The 17,437-nt window shown below is 47.9% G+C and carries 15 protein-coding genes; 11 read left to right on the top strand and 4 right to left on the bottom strand.

The window, feature by feature from the left end; translation table 11 throughout:
- Nucleotides 1–673, top strand: a 673-nt coding sequence (locus tag ABH897_RS15235) for a BspA family leucine-rich repeat surface protein (protein ID WP_404592360.1), incomplete at its 5' end; no start/stop codon positions are given.
- 121 nt (nucleotides 674–794) lie between these two features.
- On the opposite strand, the gene ABH897_RS15230 is transcribed toward ABH897_RS15235, so the two are convergent.
- Complete coding sequence (locus ABH897_RS15230; protein WP_404592359.1) at nucleotides 795–2,324, bottom strand: glycosyltransferase; 1,530 nt, start codon at nucleotides 2,322–2,324, stop codon at nucleotides 795–797.
- Nucleotides 2,325–2,545: 221 nt separating this feature from the next.
- Between ABH897_RS15230 and ABH897_RS15225 the strand changes: the two genes are divergently transcribed.
- Genes ABH897_RS15225 through ABH897_RS15215 form a run of 3 tightly spaced genes read left to right on the top strand, consistent with a single transcriptional unit; the run spans nucleotide 2,546 to nucleotide 5,223 of the window.
- Nucleotides 2,546–3,412: a glycosyltransferase family 2 protein gene (locus ABH897_RS15225; protein WP_404592358.1), complete on the top strand. Its 867-nt coding sequence runs from the start codon at nucleotides 2,546–2,548 to the stop codon at nucleotides 3,410–3,412.
- 33 nt (nucleotides 3,413–3,445) lie between these two features.
- Complete coding sequence (locus ABH897_RS15220; protein WP_404592357.1) at nucleotides 3,446–4,585, top strand: DegT/DnrJ/EryC1/StrS family aminotransferase; 1,140 nt, start codon at nucleotides 3,446–3,448, stop codon at nucleotides 4,583–4,585.
- Complete coding sequence (locus ABH897_RS15215; RefSeq protein ID WP_404592356.1) at nucleotides 4,582–5,223, top strand: acetyltransferase; 642 nt, start codon at nucleotides 4,582–4,584, stop codon at nucleotides 5,221–5,223. Before ABH897_RS15220 ends, ABH897_RS15215 begins: the two co-directional genes overlap by 4 nt.
- 95 nt (nucleotides 5,224–5,318) lie before the next feature.
- Here ABH897_RS15215 and ABH897_RS15210 read toward each other — a convergent pair whose 3' ends face one another.
- The 3 genes from ABH897_RS15210 to ABH897_RS15200 are packed head-to-tail and all read right to left on the bottom strand — an operon-like array spanning nucleotide 5,319 to nucleotide 7,726.
- On the bottom strand, nucleotides 5,319–5,933 hold the full coding sequence (locus ABH897_RS15210; protein WP_283655847.1) for a hypothetical protein: 615 nt from the start codon (nucleotides 5,931–5,933) through the stop codon (nucleotides 5,319–5,321).
- Nucleotides 5,917–6,300 carry a hypothetical protein gene (locus tag ABH897_RS15205; RefSeq protein WP_404592354.1) on the bottom strand — a complete coding sequence of 128 codons (384 nt, stop codon included), beginning with the start codon at nucleotides 6,298–6,300 and terminating at the stop codon, nucleotides 5,917–5,919. The genes ABH897_RS15210 and ABH897_RS15205 overlap by 17 nt, the downstream gene beginning before the upstream one ends.
- Before the next feature lie 22 nt (nucleotides 6,301–6,322).
- Nucleotides 6,323–7,726: a glycoside-pentoside-hexuronide (GPH):cation symporter gene (locus ABH897_RS15200; RefSeq protein WP_404592352.1), complete on the bottom strand. Its 1,404-nt coding sequence runs from the start codon at nucleotides 7,724–7,726 to the stop codon at nucleotides 6,323–6,325.
- A gap of 350 nt (nucleotides 7,727–8,076) precedes the next feature.
- Between ABH897_RS15200 and ABH897_RS15195 the strand changes: the two genes are divergently transcribed.
- The 7 genes from ABH897_RS15195 to ABH897_RS15165 all read left to right on the top strand — a co-directional run bounded on the left by ABH897_RS15195 (nucleotide 8,077) and on the right by ABH897_RS15165 (nucleotide 17,436).
- On the top strand, nucleotides 8,077–10,146 hold the full coding sequence (locus tag ABH897_RS15195) for a bifunctional aldolase/short-chain dehydrogenase (RefSeq protein WP_404592350.1): 2,070 nt from the start codon (nucleotides 8,077–8,079) through the stop codon (nucleotides 10,144–10,146).
- Between the two features lie 302 nt (nucleotides 10,147–10,448).
- Nucleotides 10,449–11,669: an L-rhamnose isomerase gene (rhaI, locus tag ABH897_RS15190; protein ID WP_404592348.1), complete on the top strand. Its 1,221-nt coding sequence runs from the start codon at nucleotides 10,449–10,451 to the stop codon at nucleotides 11,667–11,669.
- Complete coding sequence (gene rhaB, locus ABH897_RS15185; protein ID WP_404592347.1) at nucleotides 11,666–13,141, top strand: rhamnulokinase; 1,476 nt, start codon at nucleotides 11,666–11,668, stop codon at nucleotides 13,139–13,141. Before rhaI ends, rhaB begins: the two co-directional genes overlap by 4 nt.
- A gap of 20 nt (nucleotides 13,142–13,161) precedes the next feature.
- A complete protein-coding gene (locus ABH897_RS15180) occupies nucleotides 13,162–13,920 on the top strand; it encodes a DeoR/GlpR family DNA-binding transcription regulator (protein ID WP_283655854.1) in 759 nt (252 codons plus the stop codon).
- Nucleotides 13,921–14,442: 522 nt separating this feature from the next.
- Nucleotides 14,443–15,171, top strand: a complete 729-nt coding sequence (locus ABH897_RS15175) for a (Fe-S)-binding protein (RefSeq protein ID WP_014281384.1) — start codon at nucleotides 14,443–14,445, stop codon at nucleotides 15,169–15,171.
- Nucleotides 15,168–16,679, top strand: coding sequence for a LutB/LldF family L-lactate oxidation iron-sulfur protein (locus ABH897_RS15170; RefSeq protein ID WP_283655855.1), 1,512 nt, complete (start codon nucleotides 15,168–15,170; stop codon nucleotides 16,677–16,679). Before ABH897_RS15175 ends, ABH897_RS15170 begins: the two co-directional genes overlap by 4 nt.
- Nucleotide 16,680: 1 nt before the next feature.
- Nucleotides 16,681–17,436 carry a LutC/YkgG family protein gene (locus ABH897_RS15165; RefSeq protein ID WP_404592345.1) on the top strand — a complete coding sequence of 252 codons (756 nt, stop codon included), beginning with the start codon at nucleotides 16,681–16,683 and terminating at the stop codon, nucleotides 17,434–17,436.
- Nucleotide 17,437: the final 1 nt, after the last annotated feature.

The raw sequence follows: 17,437 nt of genomic DNA, 5'->3' as shown, positions 1-17,437 counted from the left end.
CAAGGCGACCAAGGTGACCAAGGACCACAGGGTGTTCAAGGATCTCAAGGTGACCAAGGACCACAAGGCGTTCAAGGAGCCCAAGGCGACCAAGGACCTCAAGGCGACCAAGGACCTCAGGGAGTTCAAGGTGACCAAGGTGACCAAGGACCTCAAGGTGTTCAAGGACCGCAAGGTGACCAAGGACCTCAAGGAGTTCAAGGACCGCAAGGTGACCAAGGACCTCAAGGTGTTCAGGGAGCCCAAGGTGACCAAGGACCTCAGGGCGTACAAGGCGACCAAGGTGACCAAGGACCACAGGGTGTTCAAGGCGTCCAAGGTGATCAAGGACCTCAAGGAGTTCAAGGCGTACAAGGTGACCAAGGACCACAGGGTGTTCAAGGCGTCCAAGGTGACCAAGGACCACAGGGTGTTCAAGGCGACCAAGGTGACCAAGGACCTCAAGGCGTACAAGGCGATCAAGGACCTCAGGGTGTTCAAGGACCTCAAGGCGACCAAGGAGCTCAAGGTGTTCAAGGACCACAAGGTGACCAAGGACCGCAAGGCATTCTGTAAGCTTAAGGTCAAGGTATATTTAGATGACTCAAAAGTTATTATAACTTTTGGGTCTTTTTTTTGTCTTAAGTTAATGCTTACGAATTTGTCGGTGAAGGAATCACCGTATTGCTATTAAGAAGTTCTGCTCTAACGAAAAAAACCTTTGTCGAAGTCCTGTGGAAATAAATTCCAAGAGACTTCGACAAAGGTATTGGAAAATAATTGTTGGCTAATATTCTAATCAGCCTTGTTGTAATTTAGGGCAACACAACCACTTTCTCTTTACAGGACGCAACAAATTTTGCATATTGAATACAAGTTTCTAATGAATCATTTGGCTCCATAGGCCACCATCGTATGGCTCCCTTGGGAGCTTTGGAGGCATAGGTTTCAATTTCTGATGGAATTCGACCTACAACCACGATTTGGATCTCCCTAAAGTTGTTTTCAATGCCCTTTTGGAGCGTCTTAATTAATTGGGTATGCTCTATTTCAGGGCAGGAATGGGGGATAGGGAACAATATCGAGAATCTTGAATTATCTTCTTGAATAACATGAGCAGATTTCCGGGCAGGATCATCCGTAGAAGCCTCCCATATACGACGATAAGGCAATTGCTCAGGCAAATCGAGCTCTTTCAATCTCATTTGAATCCTTTGAAAATAGCATCTATTTAGTTCCCCTACAAGAACCTGAATCTGCTTATTTCTGAGGAATGTAGTGTTATTTCCATTTTCGTTACGATATTGGATATATATCAAATCAGGGATGTTTACAAATTTAGTACAAAGAAACGTCCGGACCAGCATATCGTAATCATCTGCTACCAGTAGTTCATTGCGATGGCCTCCGATCAGATGATAACAGTCCCTCGTCCACGCACGGGGATGATTGGGTAAACCGACCAAATGACGAATGGTTTTGCCATTAATGGTCGTATGTTTTTGTGCATTTTGCCATCTGTTCATTTCATGCAGCCAGACTCGATAATGAACACTGTAACCAAAGCCACAATCCCAGCCATACCAATGTGCATGATTGCTCTCTGCATACACTTCAGCACAATCCCCATAAACAAAGCCACAGTCAGGATTTTGTTGAAATGCTTTGACGATTTTCTCCAGGCAGTCAGGAGTTAGCTCATCATCATGATCGACTTCTACTAAAATTTCCCCTGTACATAGACCTGCTGCAAACCTTTTGATGGCCCCTATATAGCCATTACGGGAATCCTGGCGATATCTCCGCACACGGTGATCCTCTAAAGGGAGTAAATACTCCTTGTATGTCTCATCTTCATCACCGGAATCATCCACGATTACCCATTCCCAGTTCTTGTAGGTCTGCTTCAATAAAGATTGATAAGGTCGTTGAATTTTTTCTTTTGACCTGTAGCTGGCAGTAAACACGGATATTAAAGGTGTGTTTGAAGAAAAATGTGTTGGAGGAATCGTTCTATTCTCCGGAAGAGGATCTGTTACCTTGAGCCAGCAGAAAAATAAATGCATAGGTTGAATTTCGTCTGGTGATTGGAAGTGCAACCAGCGTTTTTTTTCGTGACCAGGCAACGCTTTTAGTGCTGAAAATTCTCCCCACTCTTCTCCGAGAGAGACATAAACCCGAGGTTTTTGGAGGCTATTGTCTATAAGTGGTTGATCAGCCTCATACAAGTTTATTGTAATGTGATTTTCTTCCAATCTATCTATCAATTCTTTTACATGATCCTTTAAAACCTTCTTCGATACAAATAAATGAGTTGTCAGTAGCGGAGTGAAATTCAGTGGCATGATCATTCCCCTTTACCAGTTTCGAACACCAACGAGAGGGAGGTGCCGAGTTCAGACGTGAGTTGTTGATATTATTGAAGCATCCATTTTCCTGGCATCATTTTATTTCCCAGTAATATATATGTATGTGTATGTGTTCGGGGATGTGAGGAACAGATCAGCCCATATGACACCAACGAGTAAACCGTCTGAATTAAGCATAAAAGAAAGGTGGAGTAAGCGTGGAATGCCCATTAGTAAGTGTAGTTATACCTGCATATAACCGGCCGCATACACTAAAAATCGCCATCGACAGTGTATTGGAACAAACTTACCCGAACATCGAAATCATTATCTGTGATGACAGTACAACGAATGAAGTACAAGAAATGCTTGATTCTTATTTAGATTCTTTTCCCCAAATTAAATATTATAAAAATGATAAAAATCTTTTTCTCGGAAATTGGCATAAATGTTTCGATTTGGCGTCAGGTGAATATATCAATTATTTGATGGATGACGACATGTTTCATAAAGAAAAAATAGCAAGGATGATCTATTTTTTTGAGAATTTCGAAAGCATCACACTGGTTACCTCGTATCGGCAAACCATTAATGAATCAGGGGCTATTCTCTCACCGCTCTATGCAACGGAAAGGTTGCACGAGGAAACAAGGATAATGGACGGAAGAATGTTGGCAAACGTTGCATTAACTCGTTGTTTAAATGTGATTGGTGAACCTACGACAGTGTTATTTAAAAAAACAGATCTTATCGAACAGTTTGGAGTATATAAAGGAAAACAGTATTCTCTTCTTAATGATTTAGCGTCTTGGTTGAACTTACTATCCAAAGGAAAAGCAGTTTATATTCCTGAAGCGTTAAGCTATTTCCGAATACATCCCAATCAAAATAATCAAACACTTGGTCAAAATGCGTTTACGGAATGGTTAGATATTATGATTGCCTCAAGAGATGATGGATTTCTTGATACTAACGATTTGTTTAAAACTGCACTTCATTCTTATCATGAACGTATAAAGGGTCGTCCACAATTTGATGCAGATATCGAGCGAATTGAAATGATATTAAAAACATTGGAATCCTAGCTTGCTCATCCCATATGCGAAGGAGGCTGGCTCATGTTCGACATTCCCTTCTTACGACCTAATTTAGTAAAAAAGGAACGATTTATTGCCAATTTTGAGAAAATAGAAGAGACCCGGATTTATTCCAATTATGGTCCCTTAAATAACCTGTTTGAAGAGCGGGTCATTGCGCAAATGTTTGATGGAATCGGTTCGGCTGTGACCGTTCATAACGCTACCATCGGGTTGATTTTGGCGATCGCTCAAAGCAAACGACCACAGGGAAAATATGCAGTTATGCCAAGTTTTACTTTTGCTGCTACCCCACTTGCTGCCGAGTGGTGCGGGCTAGAACCTTACTTTCTTGACATTGAACTGGAGAATTGGCAAATGAATAGGGAGCAGTTAGAGCAGGCAGTCAAGCTGCTGGGAGATGAGATTGCGGTAATCGTTCCATATGCCACTTTCGGTACAGCTATTGATTTATCCGTATACAATAAGCTGCAGGAGCAAGGAATTCCGGTAGTCATCGATGCTGCTGCCAGTTTTGGAACTATAACTTTGGAGGAAACCGTACATTTTGGCAAAGGCTTCGGAGGAGCCGTAGTGTTCAGCTTTCATGCCACCAAATCTTTCGGTATTGGAGAGGGTGGATTAGTATATAGTATGGACCAAGATCTCATCAAGCGAATTCGTCAGGCGGGGAATTTCGGTTTCTCCAGCAGCAGGGAGTCTGTCACCCAAGGTCTTAACAGTAAGATATCTGAGTATACCGCTGCTATCGCTTTAGCCACTCTCGACCATTTCAAAGCTGTACGGGAGAATAGAAGGACTATCTACGAATGTTATCTTCAAGAACTGATCCAAGCAGACTTATTAGAACGAGGATGGTCTATACAAAAAACGCAAGGATCGGTTGTTCATCAATTTATACCTATTCTTTGTCCAGATTCTCACAGCAATCAAGAAGTCGTTGAGTTATTAGCCGCTAATTCAATAGAAGCCAGAACCTACTTTTCTCCGGCGTGCCATCAACAGAAGCAGTTTCAAAGTTATCCCCGGTCTACTCTTCATGTTACCGAGCATATTACCAAACATATTGTCAGCCTGCCCTTGTGGGAGGAGTTGGACGAGATTATCGTTCGAAGAATTGTGAACGTTCTAGGGGGCTTGGGAAGAGAGACAACCAGATGAGAAAAATCGTTATTTGGGGATCGGGCGGACATGCCAGGGAAGTCAACTGGTTATGTGAAGAGCTGGGAATTCAAGTGGTAGGTTTTTTAGACGAACGGCCAAAGACGAAAGGGCAGATCGTAAATGGCGTTCCTGTACTGGGGACGTTAACTGACATTGAAGCGTTAAAATATGAGGTAGAGCTGATATGTGCGGGGGTGGGTGACCCGGCATTAAAGAAGCGATTCGCTTATCATACAATTCAATCGGGATTTCGTATCGCAGCCCCGCTAATACATCCACGTGTTCGTTTGTCTCGAAGAAACACCATTGGTGAGGGAAGCATGATCTTTGAGGGGGCTGTCCTGTCGGACAATATTAAGATCGGACATCATGTAATTATCAACCGGAGTGTTAACGTCAGTCATGATGCGGATATTGGTGATTATGTAACCATAGCCCCCGGTGTGAATCTGGCAGGAAATGTAACCCTAGATGAGGGAGCCTATATCGGCATTGGAGCCTCGGTACGGGAGAAACGTCACATCGGTTGTTGGTCTATAATTGGTGGTGGGGCCTTTGTTAAAGATGATATACCCGAATTTACCTTGGCTGCAGGTGTACCAGCAGTCGTTAAAAAACGACTTGATATGCCCTGATCCTACCAGACGAGGGAAATCAAGTGATTTACCTACCAAAAGCCTGTGCTGGAAAAGGTTCTTAAAACCCGATCCCGGCACGGCCTTATTGCATTTTAAAGCGTATACTTACGAATCAAATAGGTTGGGGTGCAGCTCCACGCGTGACAGTAGCTGTTGATTAAATAACTGCCGTAGGGAGAAAAGGCTTTATTATGGGGATCGTACAATTCCCAGAACGTGTCCGCTCCATCCCGTAGCATACCTCCCCAGTAGGACTTGAGATGTTTTACGGCTCCGTCCCGGTCACCTGTGATCAGCAAAGCTTCGACCAAATAGTGATGCATATACGGTGTCGTCAGGCCGATATCCGGTTGCTCGGATAGCAAGCGTTGCATGAGAGCTGCGTTTTGCTCTGCATCCAGCACCTCGGCCAAAGCCATCCAGATTTGTCCGGCCCACGAAATTTGGCGGTTGGGACCGCTGACGAAGAAGCCTTGCATTTCATCCCATAGTTGGGCCAGTGTTGCGGTCGTAACGTCCTCTAACCGCTGGTTCAGGAACGGAAGCTTGTCAGGATCAACCTGTTTAGCCAATCGAATGGCCCGTTTTAACGTGTAAATAAGTATGGCTTGAGAAGGGGCTTGCTTATCCAACTGCTCATGCCAGTCGATAAAAGACCACCATTCGTCGGTATGCGGCGGGAGGTGCTGTTCATTCAGACGCTCCAAAGCCAAAGGGCTCCGCGACTTCGACGGGCATTTCACCAAAGGTTAGCTTGAGATGAAGTGGCGCATCCGGCAGACTGCCGACTGGACGAACAGAGAAGGAGAGATATCCGACCTGATGCGTGCCAAAGTCGAGAATAAATTCATCTCCTTTGCCGTAATGCTGCTGCGACAGCGTGGAAACGGATTGCATCGGATGTGTTTTCCAGCCATGCATCGCGTCTGCATTATGGACAATCTCGACCATTTGCTGTGGCGGGGCAGTGGACGTATTCAAATGCGGTTGTGCTTGAACCGCCTGGTTAATAAAAGCTTCATTACGTGCAATTTTTATTTTGTCAGCTTGCTGAATAGGAGATGTTTCTGACATGTGAATGCCTCCTTTAGGATAATTAAACCGATTGAGGAAGGATATCTTTATTTCCATGAACATTCGAAGTGTTCTCGCCTTCAGACGCATCCTGCGCTCGATTTCGTTCCTGAATGTCGTTACGGATTTGCGGGAAAATGTGATCCAGACGATAGAAGTACATAATAATCATCGAAATGACCGTTAAAATCAGCGGAATGATGAGATAATTCAGTTGAATGGCGAACAGTCCGGAAGCGCTTTGTGTTTGATTGGGAGCATAATTCCCCCACGTTAAAAATACACCGGAAACAGCACCTGCCAGAGCCATAGCTACCTTTCCGATAAAACCATTCAGTGAAGAAATAAAGCCCGCTACGCTAATGCCGGATTTCCATTCCCCGTAATCAACCGGGTCGGCTTGCATGGAGAAGTAAATTGCTGTCCGAACGCCGTTCCCTAGGACAGAAATGATAGCACCGACGATTAAACCGAAGATGTTGGTGCCGGAAATAAGCATGATCAGCATACCTGTAACAGTAACAGCGCTTGCAATCTGGAACAAATTACGTTTGCACATACGCCGGGCAAGCATTGGGGTGACAAAGGTACCGATGATCGGAATAAGGGAAACAATTCCTGCGACCAGGCCGATCAGATCCGGGCGGTTCACATAATACGTGAAATAATAAATCAGACTGCCTTGATGAAAAAACATGCCTCCGAACATAAAGATAATGTTGGCTTCGAAGATGTACCAGGGCGTATTCCCTTTAAGCGCAGAAAAGGTTTGGGCAACCGTCACTTTTTCCTGCCGGAGCTTTACTTTTTCTTCTACATTTTTGAAGGTTACAAAAAACAACATCATACCCACAACCGAGAAAATGACCATCGTCCAAAAGAATCCGTGCGCCTGTGATCTGTTACCTAGCATACGGACCAGCGGCATCGTCAATACACTAACCGCCGTAGCTCCAATGAAAGAAAAGATAATACGGGTCGTCGCCAGCACGGTGCGCTCCTGTCCATCCCGAGTCAGACTCGGCAAAATGGAAGCCATCGGGATATTGACCATCGTATACGTCAGCGATAAGCCCATATAGGTGAAATACGCGTAAATCAGTTTACCGACAGGGCCGATATCCGGCACGTAAAAGGTAAGAATACCCAAGATACCGAACGGAATAGCTCCAAACAGAAAATAAGGCCGTGATTTTCCCCAGCGTGTACGGGTTTTGTCGATAATAATTCCCATAATGGCATCTGCTACACCATCTACAATGCGTGTAACTAACAGCAACGCACTGACCGCAAGTACCTGTAGCCCCATGACATCCGTATAGAAAAACATTAAATAGAGAGTGATCATTTGCCAAATCAAGTTACACGCAAAATCGGCAACTCCGTAACCGAGACGCTGTTTCCAAATGCCTGCCTTTGTAACCATACTCATCCCTCCGTAGACCCCTATGTTGCCAATACGGCAAGATCAGAGGATAAAATCAGTAATTCAGCTTCCTTGAAGAGGCTGTGCTTTGTTGTAAGTTGAATGAGGCGGCTCCGTATTACCTTCCAAACTCACATTTATTAAAGCGCTTTCTTTTCCGCATGGCAATTATCGTTTTATAGATCAATGTATCCGTTTTACAGGTTATTCAAAATTAAAATTTATTTTTGATTATTTTTGTATTTCTTATTTTCAAATGAAAACAAAAGTGTTATAGTCTCCATAAACCAAGAATAACCACTGTAATAAAGTAGTTCAAAACTAAAACTGAACTTGGAGGTCTTTTTCCTATGGTACAAAGTCTGTGGAATTCTTCACAAGCATCTGAGCAAAAAAACACGCTGGAACAGCTCGTATATCGTTCTAACCTTATCGGCACAGACAGGAGCGTGTGTAACTGGGGAGGCGGCAATACTTCGGCCAAAACGACGATACAGGATTTTCGCGGGCGTGAAGTAGAAGTAATGTACGTCAAGGGCAGCGGTTCCGATCTTGCTACGATGAAAGCGCATAACTTTACAGGGCTTCGTATGGAGGATATCCGTCCCTTGTTCGAAAGGGAAGATATGTCTGACGAGGATATGGTCGCGTATCTGGCGAATTGTATGATAGATGCCAAGCATCCGCGTGCTTCGATTGAGACACTATTGCACGCTTTTTTACCTTTTAGACATGTGGATCATACCCACCCGGACGCCATTATCAGCTTGTGCTGTGCGCATAACGGCAAGGACATTGCGAAAGAGATTTTCGGTGACCGTTTTGTATGGGTACCTTATATTCGTCCTGGTTTTAAGCTGTCCAAGATGATTGCTCAAGGTGTACTCGATCATCCGCAAGCAGAATTGGTATTGATGGAAAAGCACGGTCTGGTTACATGGGGAGAAACTTCCGAGGCAGCCTATGCGAAAACCATCGAAATCATTCAAGAAGCAGAAAGCTATATTAAAGCTCGTCAAGAGGAAAAACAGTCGTTTGGAGGCGTAAAATATAAAGCGCTTACTCCTGAGGAACGCCGCAGTATTGCGTCTAGCGTCATGCCATCCGTTCGGGGAGCGGTCAGTGATGAGAAGCAGATGATCCTTACCTTTGATGATGCAGAGGACGTGCTGGAGTTTGTAAATGGTCAGGATTCTGCTGTATTGTCACAGGTCGGGGCAGCGTGCCCGGATCATTTGGTTCATACCAAGGTGGTGCCGTTTTTTGTAGACTGGACACCGGACGTGGAGGATGTCGAGAGTTTAAAAATAAAGCTCGTAGAGGGTATCGCAGCCTATAAGGAGCAATACCAAGCTTATTTTGAACGCAATCGGCATGAAGGAGACGTTATGTTTGAGGCCGCGCCACGTGTGATTTTAATCCCGGGCATCGGCATGATTAACACAGGCAAAAGCTGGAGCAACGCACAGGTGAGTGGCGCTTTGTATCATCGTGCTATCGCGGTGATGCGGGGTGCGACGGCGTTAGGACAGTTTGTTTCGCTCAGTGAAAACGAATCGTATAACGTGGAATACTGGCCCTTGGAGTTGTATAAGCTGTCACTCGCTCCGGCAGAAGCGGAATTTTCACGCAAAATCGCGCTCATTACAGGCGGTGCAGGCGGAATCGGCAGTGCAACCGCACGCCGTTTGGTGGATGAAGGAGCACATGTCGTGCTGGCCGACCTGAATCTGGAAGGCGCGCAAAAGGTGGCCTCCGAGCTGAATGACCACTACGGAGAAAACCGCGCTATTGCAGTTAAAATGGATGTGACGCAGGAGGACCAGATTCAGGATGCCTATGCGGAAACCGCGCTAACCTACGGTGGTGTGGATATCATCGTCAACAATGCGGGGCTGGCCACCTCCAGTCCATTCGACGAAACATCATTAAAGGAATGGAATTTGAACATAAACGTGCTGGGCACAGGTTATTTTTTGGTAGCACGGGAAGCGTTCAAGCTGATGAAGGAGCAGACACTTGGCGGCAGCATGGTGTTCGTCGGCTCGAAAAACTCCGTCTATGCAGGTAAAAATGTAACGGCCTACAGCTCGGTCAAGGCGCTGGAAGCGCATCTCGCCCGTTGTATTGCCGCAGAAGGCGGCGAATACGGCATTCGGGTAAACACGATTTTGCCGGACGCGATTCTGCAAGGCTCCGCCATCTGGAACTCCAACTGGCGCAACGAACGCGCCGCCGCCTACGGCATCGAGCCAGACCAACTGGAAGAACACTATCGCAAGCGGACGACGCTACTGGTAAACATTTACCCGCAGGATATCGCCGAGGGCATTGCCTTTTTCGCCTCATCCAAGGCGGAAAAAACGACAGGCTGCATGCTCACTATCGACGGCGGCGTACCCGCTGCCTTTACACGCTAGAAAATGGGAGAGTATTAAAAACGTAAATAAGTAATAATAACTTATTTACGTTTCGCATTTTGTGTTTTTCCGAAAATGCACACCCAAAACATAAAAAGAGAAGTGACTTTATGGGTAGGCAGCAGCGGAGCGGGCGGAATTGTTCTGAAGAAGCGTAGCGTTCGCCTTTATCCCCGGATTTTTACCTTTATATGTTCTATAAAATAAAAAAATCCGGGGATAACAGCGATCGGAAGAACAATCCGCACGCGAAGCGGCCTCCCACCACCATAACTCACTTCTTTTTCCAAGGAGGAACCACGATGAGCGATAAAGCGTACGCCTTATTCGAGGAACAGCAGCAACAAAGGGGCATTGACCTGGAACAAGTAAAGACAAAGCTGAAAGCGCTTAGCATAGAAACCCCATCATGGGGCTATGGCGACTCAGGTACACGGTTTAAAGTTTTTCAAAAAACAGGCGTGCCGCGTGATCCGTTCGAAAAGCTGGAGGATGCCGCACAGGTTCATGCAGTAACCGGATTGTGTCCATCAGTCGCCATTCATATCCCGTGGGATAAGGTGGATAATTACGGCAAGCTCCGCAGTCATGCCGAAAGCCTCGGACTGCGGCTTGGGGCGGTTAATCCGAATCTGTTTCAGGATGAAGATTACATGCTCGGCAGCGTCACCAATGTAGACCCGGCAATCCGCCGCAAGGCAACAAACCACTTGCTGGAATGTGTGGACATTGCGAAGGAAACAGGTTCCAACGATTTTAGCCTGTGGTTTGCAGACGGAACAAACTATCCGGGTCAGGGAGACATCCGCAAGCGGAAAAATTGGATGCTGGAAGCACTCAGCGAAATGTATAAGGCGCTCACGCTTGACATGCGCATGCTGATTGAATACAAGGCGTTCGAGCCAGCCTTTTATCATACGGATATTGCCGACTGGGGCATGGCGTACAATTACGCGACCAAGTTGGGACCGCAGGCACAGGTGCTTGTGGATACAGGGCATCATCTGCCAGGAGCTAACGTGGAGCATATTGTCGCGTTTTTAATTGATGAGAAGCGACTGGGCGGCTTTCATTTTAATAGCTACAAATATGCGGATGATGATCTCATCGTGGGCTCCGCAAATCCGTATGAGCTGTTCTTGATTTTTTATCAAATTTTAAATGCAGCTCAGGATGTGGATACGGATATCCGACATACGGTGGACAAAATCGCTTATTTGATCGACCAGTCGCACAATATTGAACAAAAAATCCCGGCGATGATTCGATCAGTGCTGAATGTGCAGACACAATATGCGAAGGCGCTGCTGATCAATCATGCAGAGGTGGAGGAAGCGGCGAGCCGTCAGGATGTGCTGGGTGCGGAGGATGCTGTGCGCAAAGCGTTTGAGTTCGACGTTGCACCATTGCTCAAGGCAATACGTGAGGAGCAAGGGCTACCCGCTGATCCGATGAAAGCCTATTTAGCGTCTGATTATGGCACGCAGATTTTGCAAAGAGGCAAGGGTGGTGCAAGCTGGTGAGCATCCTCGCATATGATCTGGGGGCAAGCAGCGGCAGGGTTCTGCTCGGTCGATTGACGGATTCACGTATAGAGGTGGAGGAAATCCATCGCTTTTCGAATGATCCGGTCAAGGTCGGGGAGCGTCTGCACTGGGATATTTTGCGTCTGTATCACGAGGTTCAGCAAGGACTGCTCAAAGCTAAGCACATGGGAGTGAACCCGTCCAGTCTGGCGATTGATTCCTGGTCGGTCGATTTTGGACTGATTGGAGAAGCCGGAGAATTGCTGGGTAACCCTTATCATTATCGGGATTGGCATACCCACGGGGTGATGGAGGAAGTACAGGGTCAGCTGGGCAAGGAGTTTATTTTTCAGCGCACAGGGATTCAGTTTTTGACCTTTAATACGATGTTTCAGTTGGCTGCTATGCGAAAAGCAAAATCGCCGCTGCTGGAGCAGGCAAAGCATTTCTTGATGATCCCTGATTTGCTGCGGTATTTTCTAACGGGTGAAATGCACAATGAATTTTCCAATGCGACTAGCACGCAGTTATATAATCCGTTGCAGCAGGCATGGGATCATGAGTTATTGTCTAGTATCGATATTCCCCATTCCTGGTTTGGAAAGGTACTGGAGCCGGGAAGTGCCGCAGGTACGATCCGTTCCTCGGTCATGACTGATCTGGGCATCGGAGCGATTCCTGTTATTGCGGTAGCGGAACATGATACAGGATCGGCTGTAGCTGCGGTGCCTACGCTGGAACGATCATTTGCGTATTTAAGCTGCGGAACGTGGTCTCTGATGGGAACGGAAACCCCGCAGCCTGTGATCAACGAGGATACGCTTCGATTTAATTTTACGAATGAAGGCGGAGTGGGCCGAACCTACAGGTTGCTTAAAAATATTATGGGCTTGTGGATTTTACAGGAGGCACGCAGAGAGTGGGAGCGTCAAGGAACTTCCTATTCTTTCCCCGAGCTGGTACACATGGCGGAGCAGGCTCCGGCGTTTGCTTCATGGATCGACCCGGACGATGAACTGTTTCTGCATGCCGGAGATATGAGAACACGCATACGCCAATATTGCCGTAATACCGGGCAGCCTTTGCCGGAGACACCGGGGGAGGTCACACGCTGTATTTTGGAAAGTCTGGCGTTGAAGTACCGTTACGTTTTGGAGCTTACGGAACGGGTGTCAGGACAACGGTTTAACGGGCTGCATATGGTCGGTGGGGGAATTCAAAATCGGCTGTTGTGCCAATGGACGGCTAATTCGATTCAAAAACCCGTGTGGGCTGGACCCGCAGAAGCAAGCGCAATCGGCAATCTTGCGGTACAATGGATGGCACAGGGAAAGTTCGCCGATATATGGGAAGCACGCCGGGTCATCGCGGATTCTATTTCCGTAGAGGTATATGAACCTGCCGAGTCGGAAGCGTGGGAGGATGCCTACGGACGATTCCGGCGTGTGGCGGGACTTTTTGTACATTAAAGATGTGGAGTGAGATTGCCATGCTGGTTGCAGAAAGATATGAGATGATCGTACAGCTCGTCAATGAAAAAGGAAGCATCCGTGTGTCGGAGTTGAGTGAGCTGTGCAAAGTAACGGAGGAAACGATCCGCCGTGATCTGGACCGTTTGGAGCAGGCGGGACGGCTACGCCGTTCACATGGTGGAGCAGTCAGCGTCAAAAACGAGCAGCCCGAAACGCCCTATGCGGTACGGGAAATTATGAACGCAGAGGAAAAGCGCCGGATTGCCGAGGAAGCGGTAAAGCAGATTCAGCCGCATGATCGTATTTTGCTGGATGCTAGTACAACGGCTTGGTATATGGCGTCGATTCTGCCGGATATTCCGTTGACGATATTGACGAATTCGATCCGTGTAGCAACAGAGCTGGCGGGTAAGGAAAAAATCGAGGTCATTTCCACCGGAGGACAGTTGCTACAGCGCTCATTGTCATTCGCTGGTCCGCTGGCGGAGCGCTCGTTGGAATCGTATTATGTGGATAAATTGTTTTTCTCCAGCCAGGGGGTCCATCTGGATCGGGGCATTAGTGAATCGAATGAGCTGCAAGCCCGTTTAAAGCAGAAAATGGTCAGCATTGCAGATCGTGTGATTTTACTGGCAGATGCAAGCAAATTTGGGCAGCAGGCATTCACGCATGTCGTGAAGCTGTCGCAGGTGTCCGAGATTATTACCGACTCGCGTTTGCCGAATCCGATTCGCAGTCAATTAGCAGAACTGTCGATTTCGGTTACGGTTGTATAAAGCGGGTAGTTTCCGAAATGAGAATAGAATTTTAAAAGTGCTGAGGGGGAGGGCGCTCCGCGTTTCATTTGATCTTACGATCGCTGTTGCAGTGGGATTCTTTGATGATGTAAAACATGTATAGGTGAGAATCCCACTGCAAGCTTATGCTTATGATGAGAGCTTTCCTTTGGAAAGCTTTTAGGCGAACGCTGACGCTTCTCCAGGTTCAAATGAACCGCTTCGCTAGTATCCTCCATAAGTGGATTTTTTTTGTAGTGAGTAGGTAACGGTTCAAACATAGTGACGTCAGACTAACTAAGAGCTCAACAGGAAAAGGTACAACATTTAAGATAATTAGAAAGCGTTTACTTTTCATATAAGCTGAACTCGAAAAATTCATATAAAAACGGAGTAGGCGGAATGGTGCTGTACAAGAGAAGCGATTGCGATGGGAAGCACCATCCGACTGCGCAGTGGCACTAAAGGGAACTTTTCAGTTATAAAGTAATAGCTATTCCATGGACGGAAGGGGTGTCTCGTATGAAGGTATCTTTATTTATTACCTGCCTGAGTGATGCGATTTATCCCAAGGTGGGGGAAGCGATGGCACGCTTGCTTGCCAGATATGGTGTCGAGCTAAATTTTCCAAAGGTGCAGACATGCTGTGGCCAGCCGTCCTATAACAGCGGCTACTGGGATGAAACGAGGGCAGCGGCGAAAACGATTTTGAAAGCGTTTGACGACAGCGACTTTGTCGTATCGCCCTCCGGTTCCTGCACTTATATGATTCATCATTACCCGGAGTTGTTCAAGGATGAGCCGGAATGGCTGGACTCAGCGCGGCGATTGGAGCAAAAGACATATGAATTTACGCAATTTATGGTACAGGTGCTTGGCGTGACCGATGTGGGCGCGTCTTTTCCGCATACGGTAACCTACCATCCGTCTTGCCACGGTACCCGTTTGTTGGGCGTGAAGGAGGAGCCGATGCAGCTACTTGGCAGCGTAAAGGGCTTGCAGCTGGTGCCGCTTCCTTTTGCAGAGGATTGCTGTGGCTTTGGTGGTACTTTTGCGGTAAAAATGTCGGATATTTCGGGAGCCATGGTGACGGAAAAGGTGGATCATATCAGGGAGACGGAGGCCGAGGTGCTGGTTGGACTGGATATGGCCTGCCTGATGAACATTGCGGGAAATCTCCGGTATCGGGAAGAGCCGGTGCGGGTTATGCATCTGGCCGAGCTGCTGTATGAAGGGGTGAAGCACGCATGACCGCTGTACATTCACATTCGATGAGCCAAAAGGTCAAAAAACGCGCCGAGCTGGCCCTGAACGACGATTTTCTGCGGAATGCGGTCCGTTTCACGACGGAGCGTTTGCGCAACGGCAAGCTGGCGGCTTCAGAGCAGCACGGAAATTGGGAGGAATGGCGTGAGCGGGGCCGTCAAATTCGGCTGCATACCATTGCCCATCTGGACTATTATCTGAACCTGTTTGTGAACAATGCCCGAGCCAACGGGGTGCATATTCATTTTGCCGATACAGCCGCAGATGCTGTACGGATTACGCTGGATATTGCTGCCCACAATCAGGCCCGGTCTGTTGTTAAATCCAAGTCGATGGTGTCGGAGGAACTGCACTTGAATCAGGCGCTGGAGGGCGTCGATATCGAGACGATTGAAAGCGATCTTGGTGAGTATATTATTCAGCTTGCAGGCGAGGCTCCATCTCATATCGTCATTCCGGCGATTCACAAAAACCGCTATCAGATTGCCGAACTGCTGTCCAAAGAAGCGGGGGAGGAACTGTCTGCGGATACGACGATTTTGGCTGGTTTTGTCCGTAAAAAATTGCGTGAAAAGTTTCTGGAGGCAGATATCGGAATGACTGGCTGTAATTTTGCCATCGCAGAGACGGGTTCCATGGTACTGTTCGAAAATGAAGGCAATGCGCGGATGGTATCCACTTTGCCCAAAACGCAAATTACGCTGATGGGTATGGAACGGATTATTCCATCATGGACGGATCTGGAGGTAATGGCTACATTGCTGCCACGCTCCGCTACCGGTCAGAAGCTGACGATGTATATGTCCGGTATTTCAGGCCCGCGGCGCAGTCAGGATGCCGATGGACCGGAGGAAATGCACATCATCATCGTAGATAACGGACGCTCGCTACAGCTAGGCAATCCCGAGTTTCAGGAGTTGCTGAATTGCATTCGTTGCGGGGCGTGTCTGAACGCCTGCCCGGTTTATCGCCACATTGGCGGACATGCGTATGGCGGGACCTATAGCGGACCTATCGGTGCGGTACTTACGCCTGCTTTGCATGGCAACATCGAAGAATGGAACGATATTGCAAGTGCGTCCAGTCTGTGTGGTGCGTGCTATGAAGCCTGTCCGGTCAAAATACCGTTGCATGACATGCTGGTCTATTTGCGCAGACGCAAAGTTGAGGCTGGACAAGGAGATAAGCTGGAAGCAGCAGGAATGAAAGGGTTTGCGACCGTTGTTTCCAGCTCGAAACGATTCGCAGCGGCGATTCGACTTGGGCAAATTGCCCAGAAGATGGTCGTCCGTAAGGGAGAAATTACGCTGAAGCTCGGCCCGCTAAAGGGCTGGAATACGTATCGCGTGGCTCCCTCTCTGGCGAAAAAATCCTTCCGTCAGCAATGGAACACCCTCGAACATGAGCTGGAGCAGGAACGTAACGTGATGCAGCCTGACGTTCGCAGCCGAATGGAGACGATTTTGGAAGATAGAAGTAAAGGAGGCAGGTAGCATGAGTGAACAGAATAGACCTTCTGCGCAAGCAAAGGCGGCCCATGAAGCGTGGCTCCATCAAATGGAAGGCGAATCCCGCGCCAAGCAGGTGCGCTTTATGGATAGCATTGCAACGAAGCTCAAGCGTCCGCGACAGACGGAGCGGCCCGTGCAGCCGTTTCGCGGCGCACCTGCATTTTGGCACGAATTCGAATGGAGCGCGGAGCAGCGCATCGAAGAGTTCACCGCCAACTTTACAAGTGTTGGCGGGCATGTCGTGCGTCTGCCGGATCTGGAGCAGACGGCAGACTGGATCGCGCGCAAGGCGCGTGAGCTGGGAGCGGCCTATATCGTCCGGCAGAATGAGCCGGACTTGGATGCGCTCCAGCTGGAAGCGGCGCTGCCGGAAGTCCGTCTATCGGTGTGGAACACCGAACCAGTCGAGGACTGGAAGGCCCGCGCCGCCGAGGCGGATATCGGCATCGTCATTGCCGATGAGGCCGCCGCCTACACCGGATCGGTGGCGGTGCTGTCCTCACCGGAGAAGGGCCGCGCGGTCAGTCTGCTGCCAACCGTGCTGATCATTCTCCTTCCACTGGAGCGTCTGCGGACGCGGCTGGGCGAGATTTTAGGCCGCTTTGACGAAGTAGGACGTGAGCAACTGCCCGCAGGGATTCATTTTATTACCGGACCCAGCCGCTCGTCGGATATTGAAAATGATCTGACCATCGGTGTACACGGACCCGGAATCGTTTATACGTTGTTAATAGGCTAGT

Source organism: Paenibacillus sp. RC73 (assembly GCF_044908085.1).
GTDB lineage: Bacteria > Bacillota > Bacilli > Paenibacillales > Paenibacillaceae > Paenibacillus > Paenibacillus terrae_A.
Note: the sequence above shows the minus strand (reverse complement) of the source record. Positions and strands in the feature narration are given on the sequence as shown.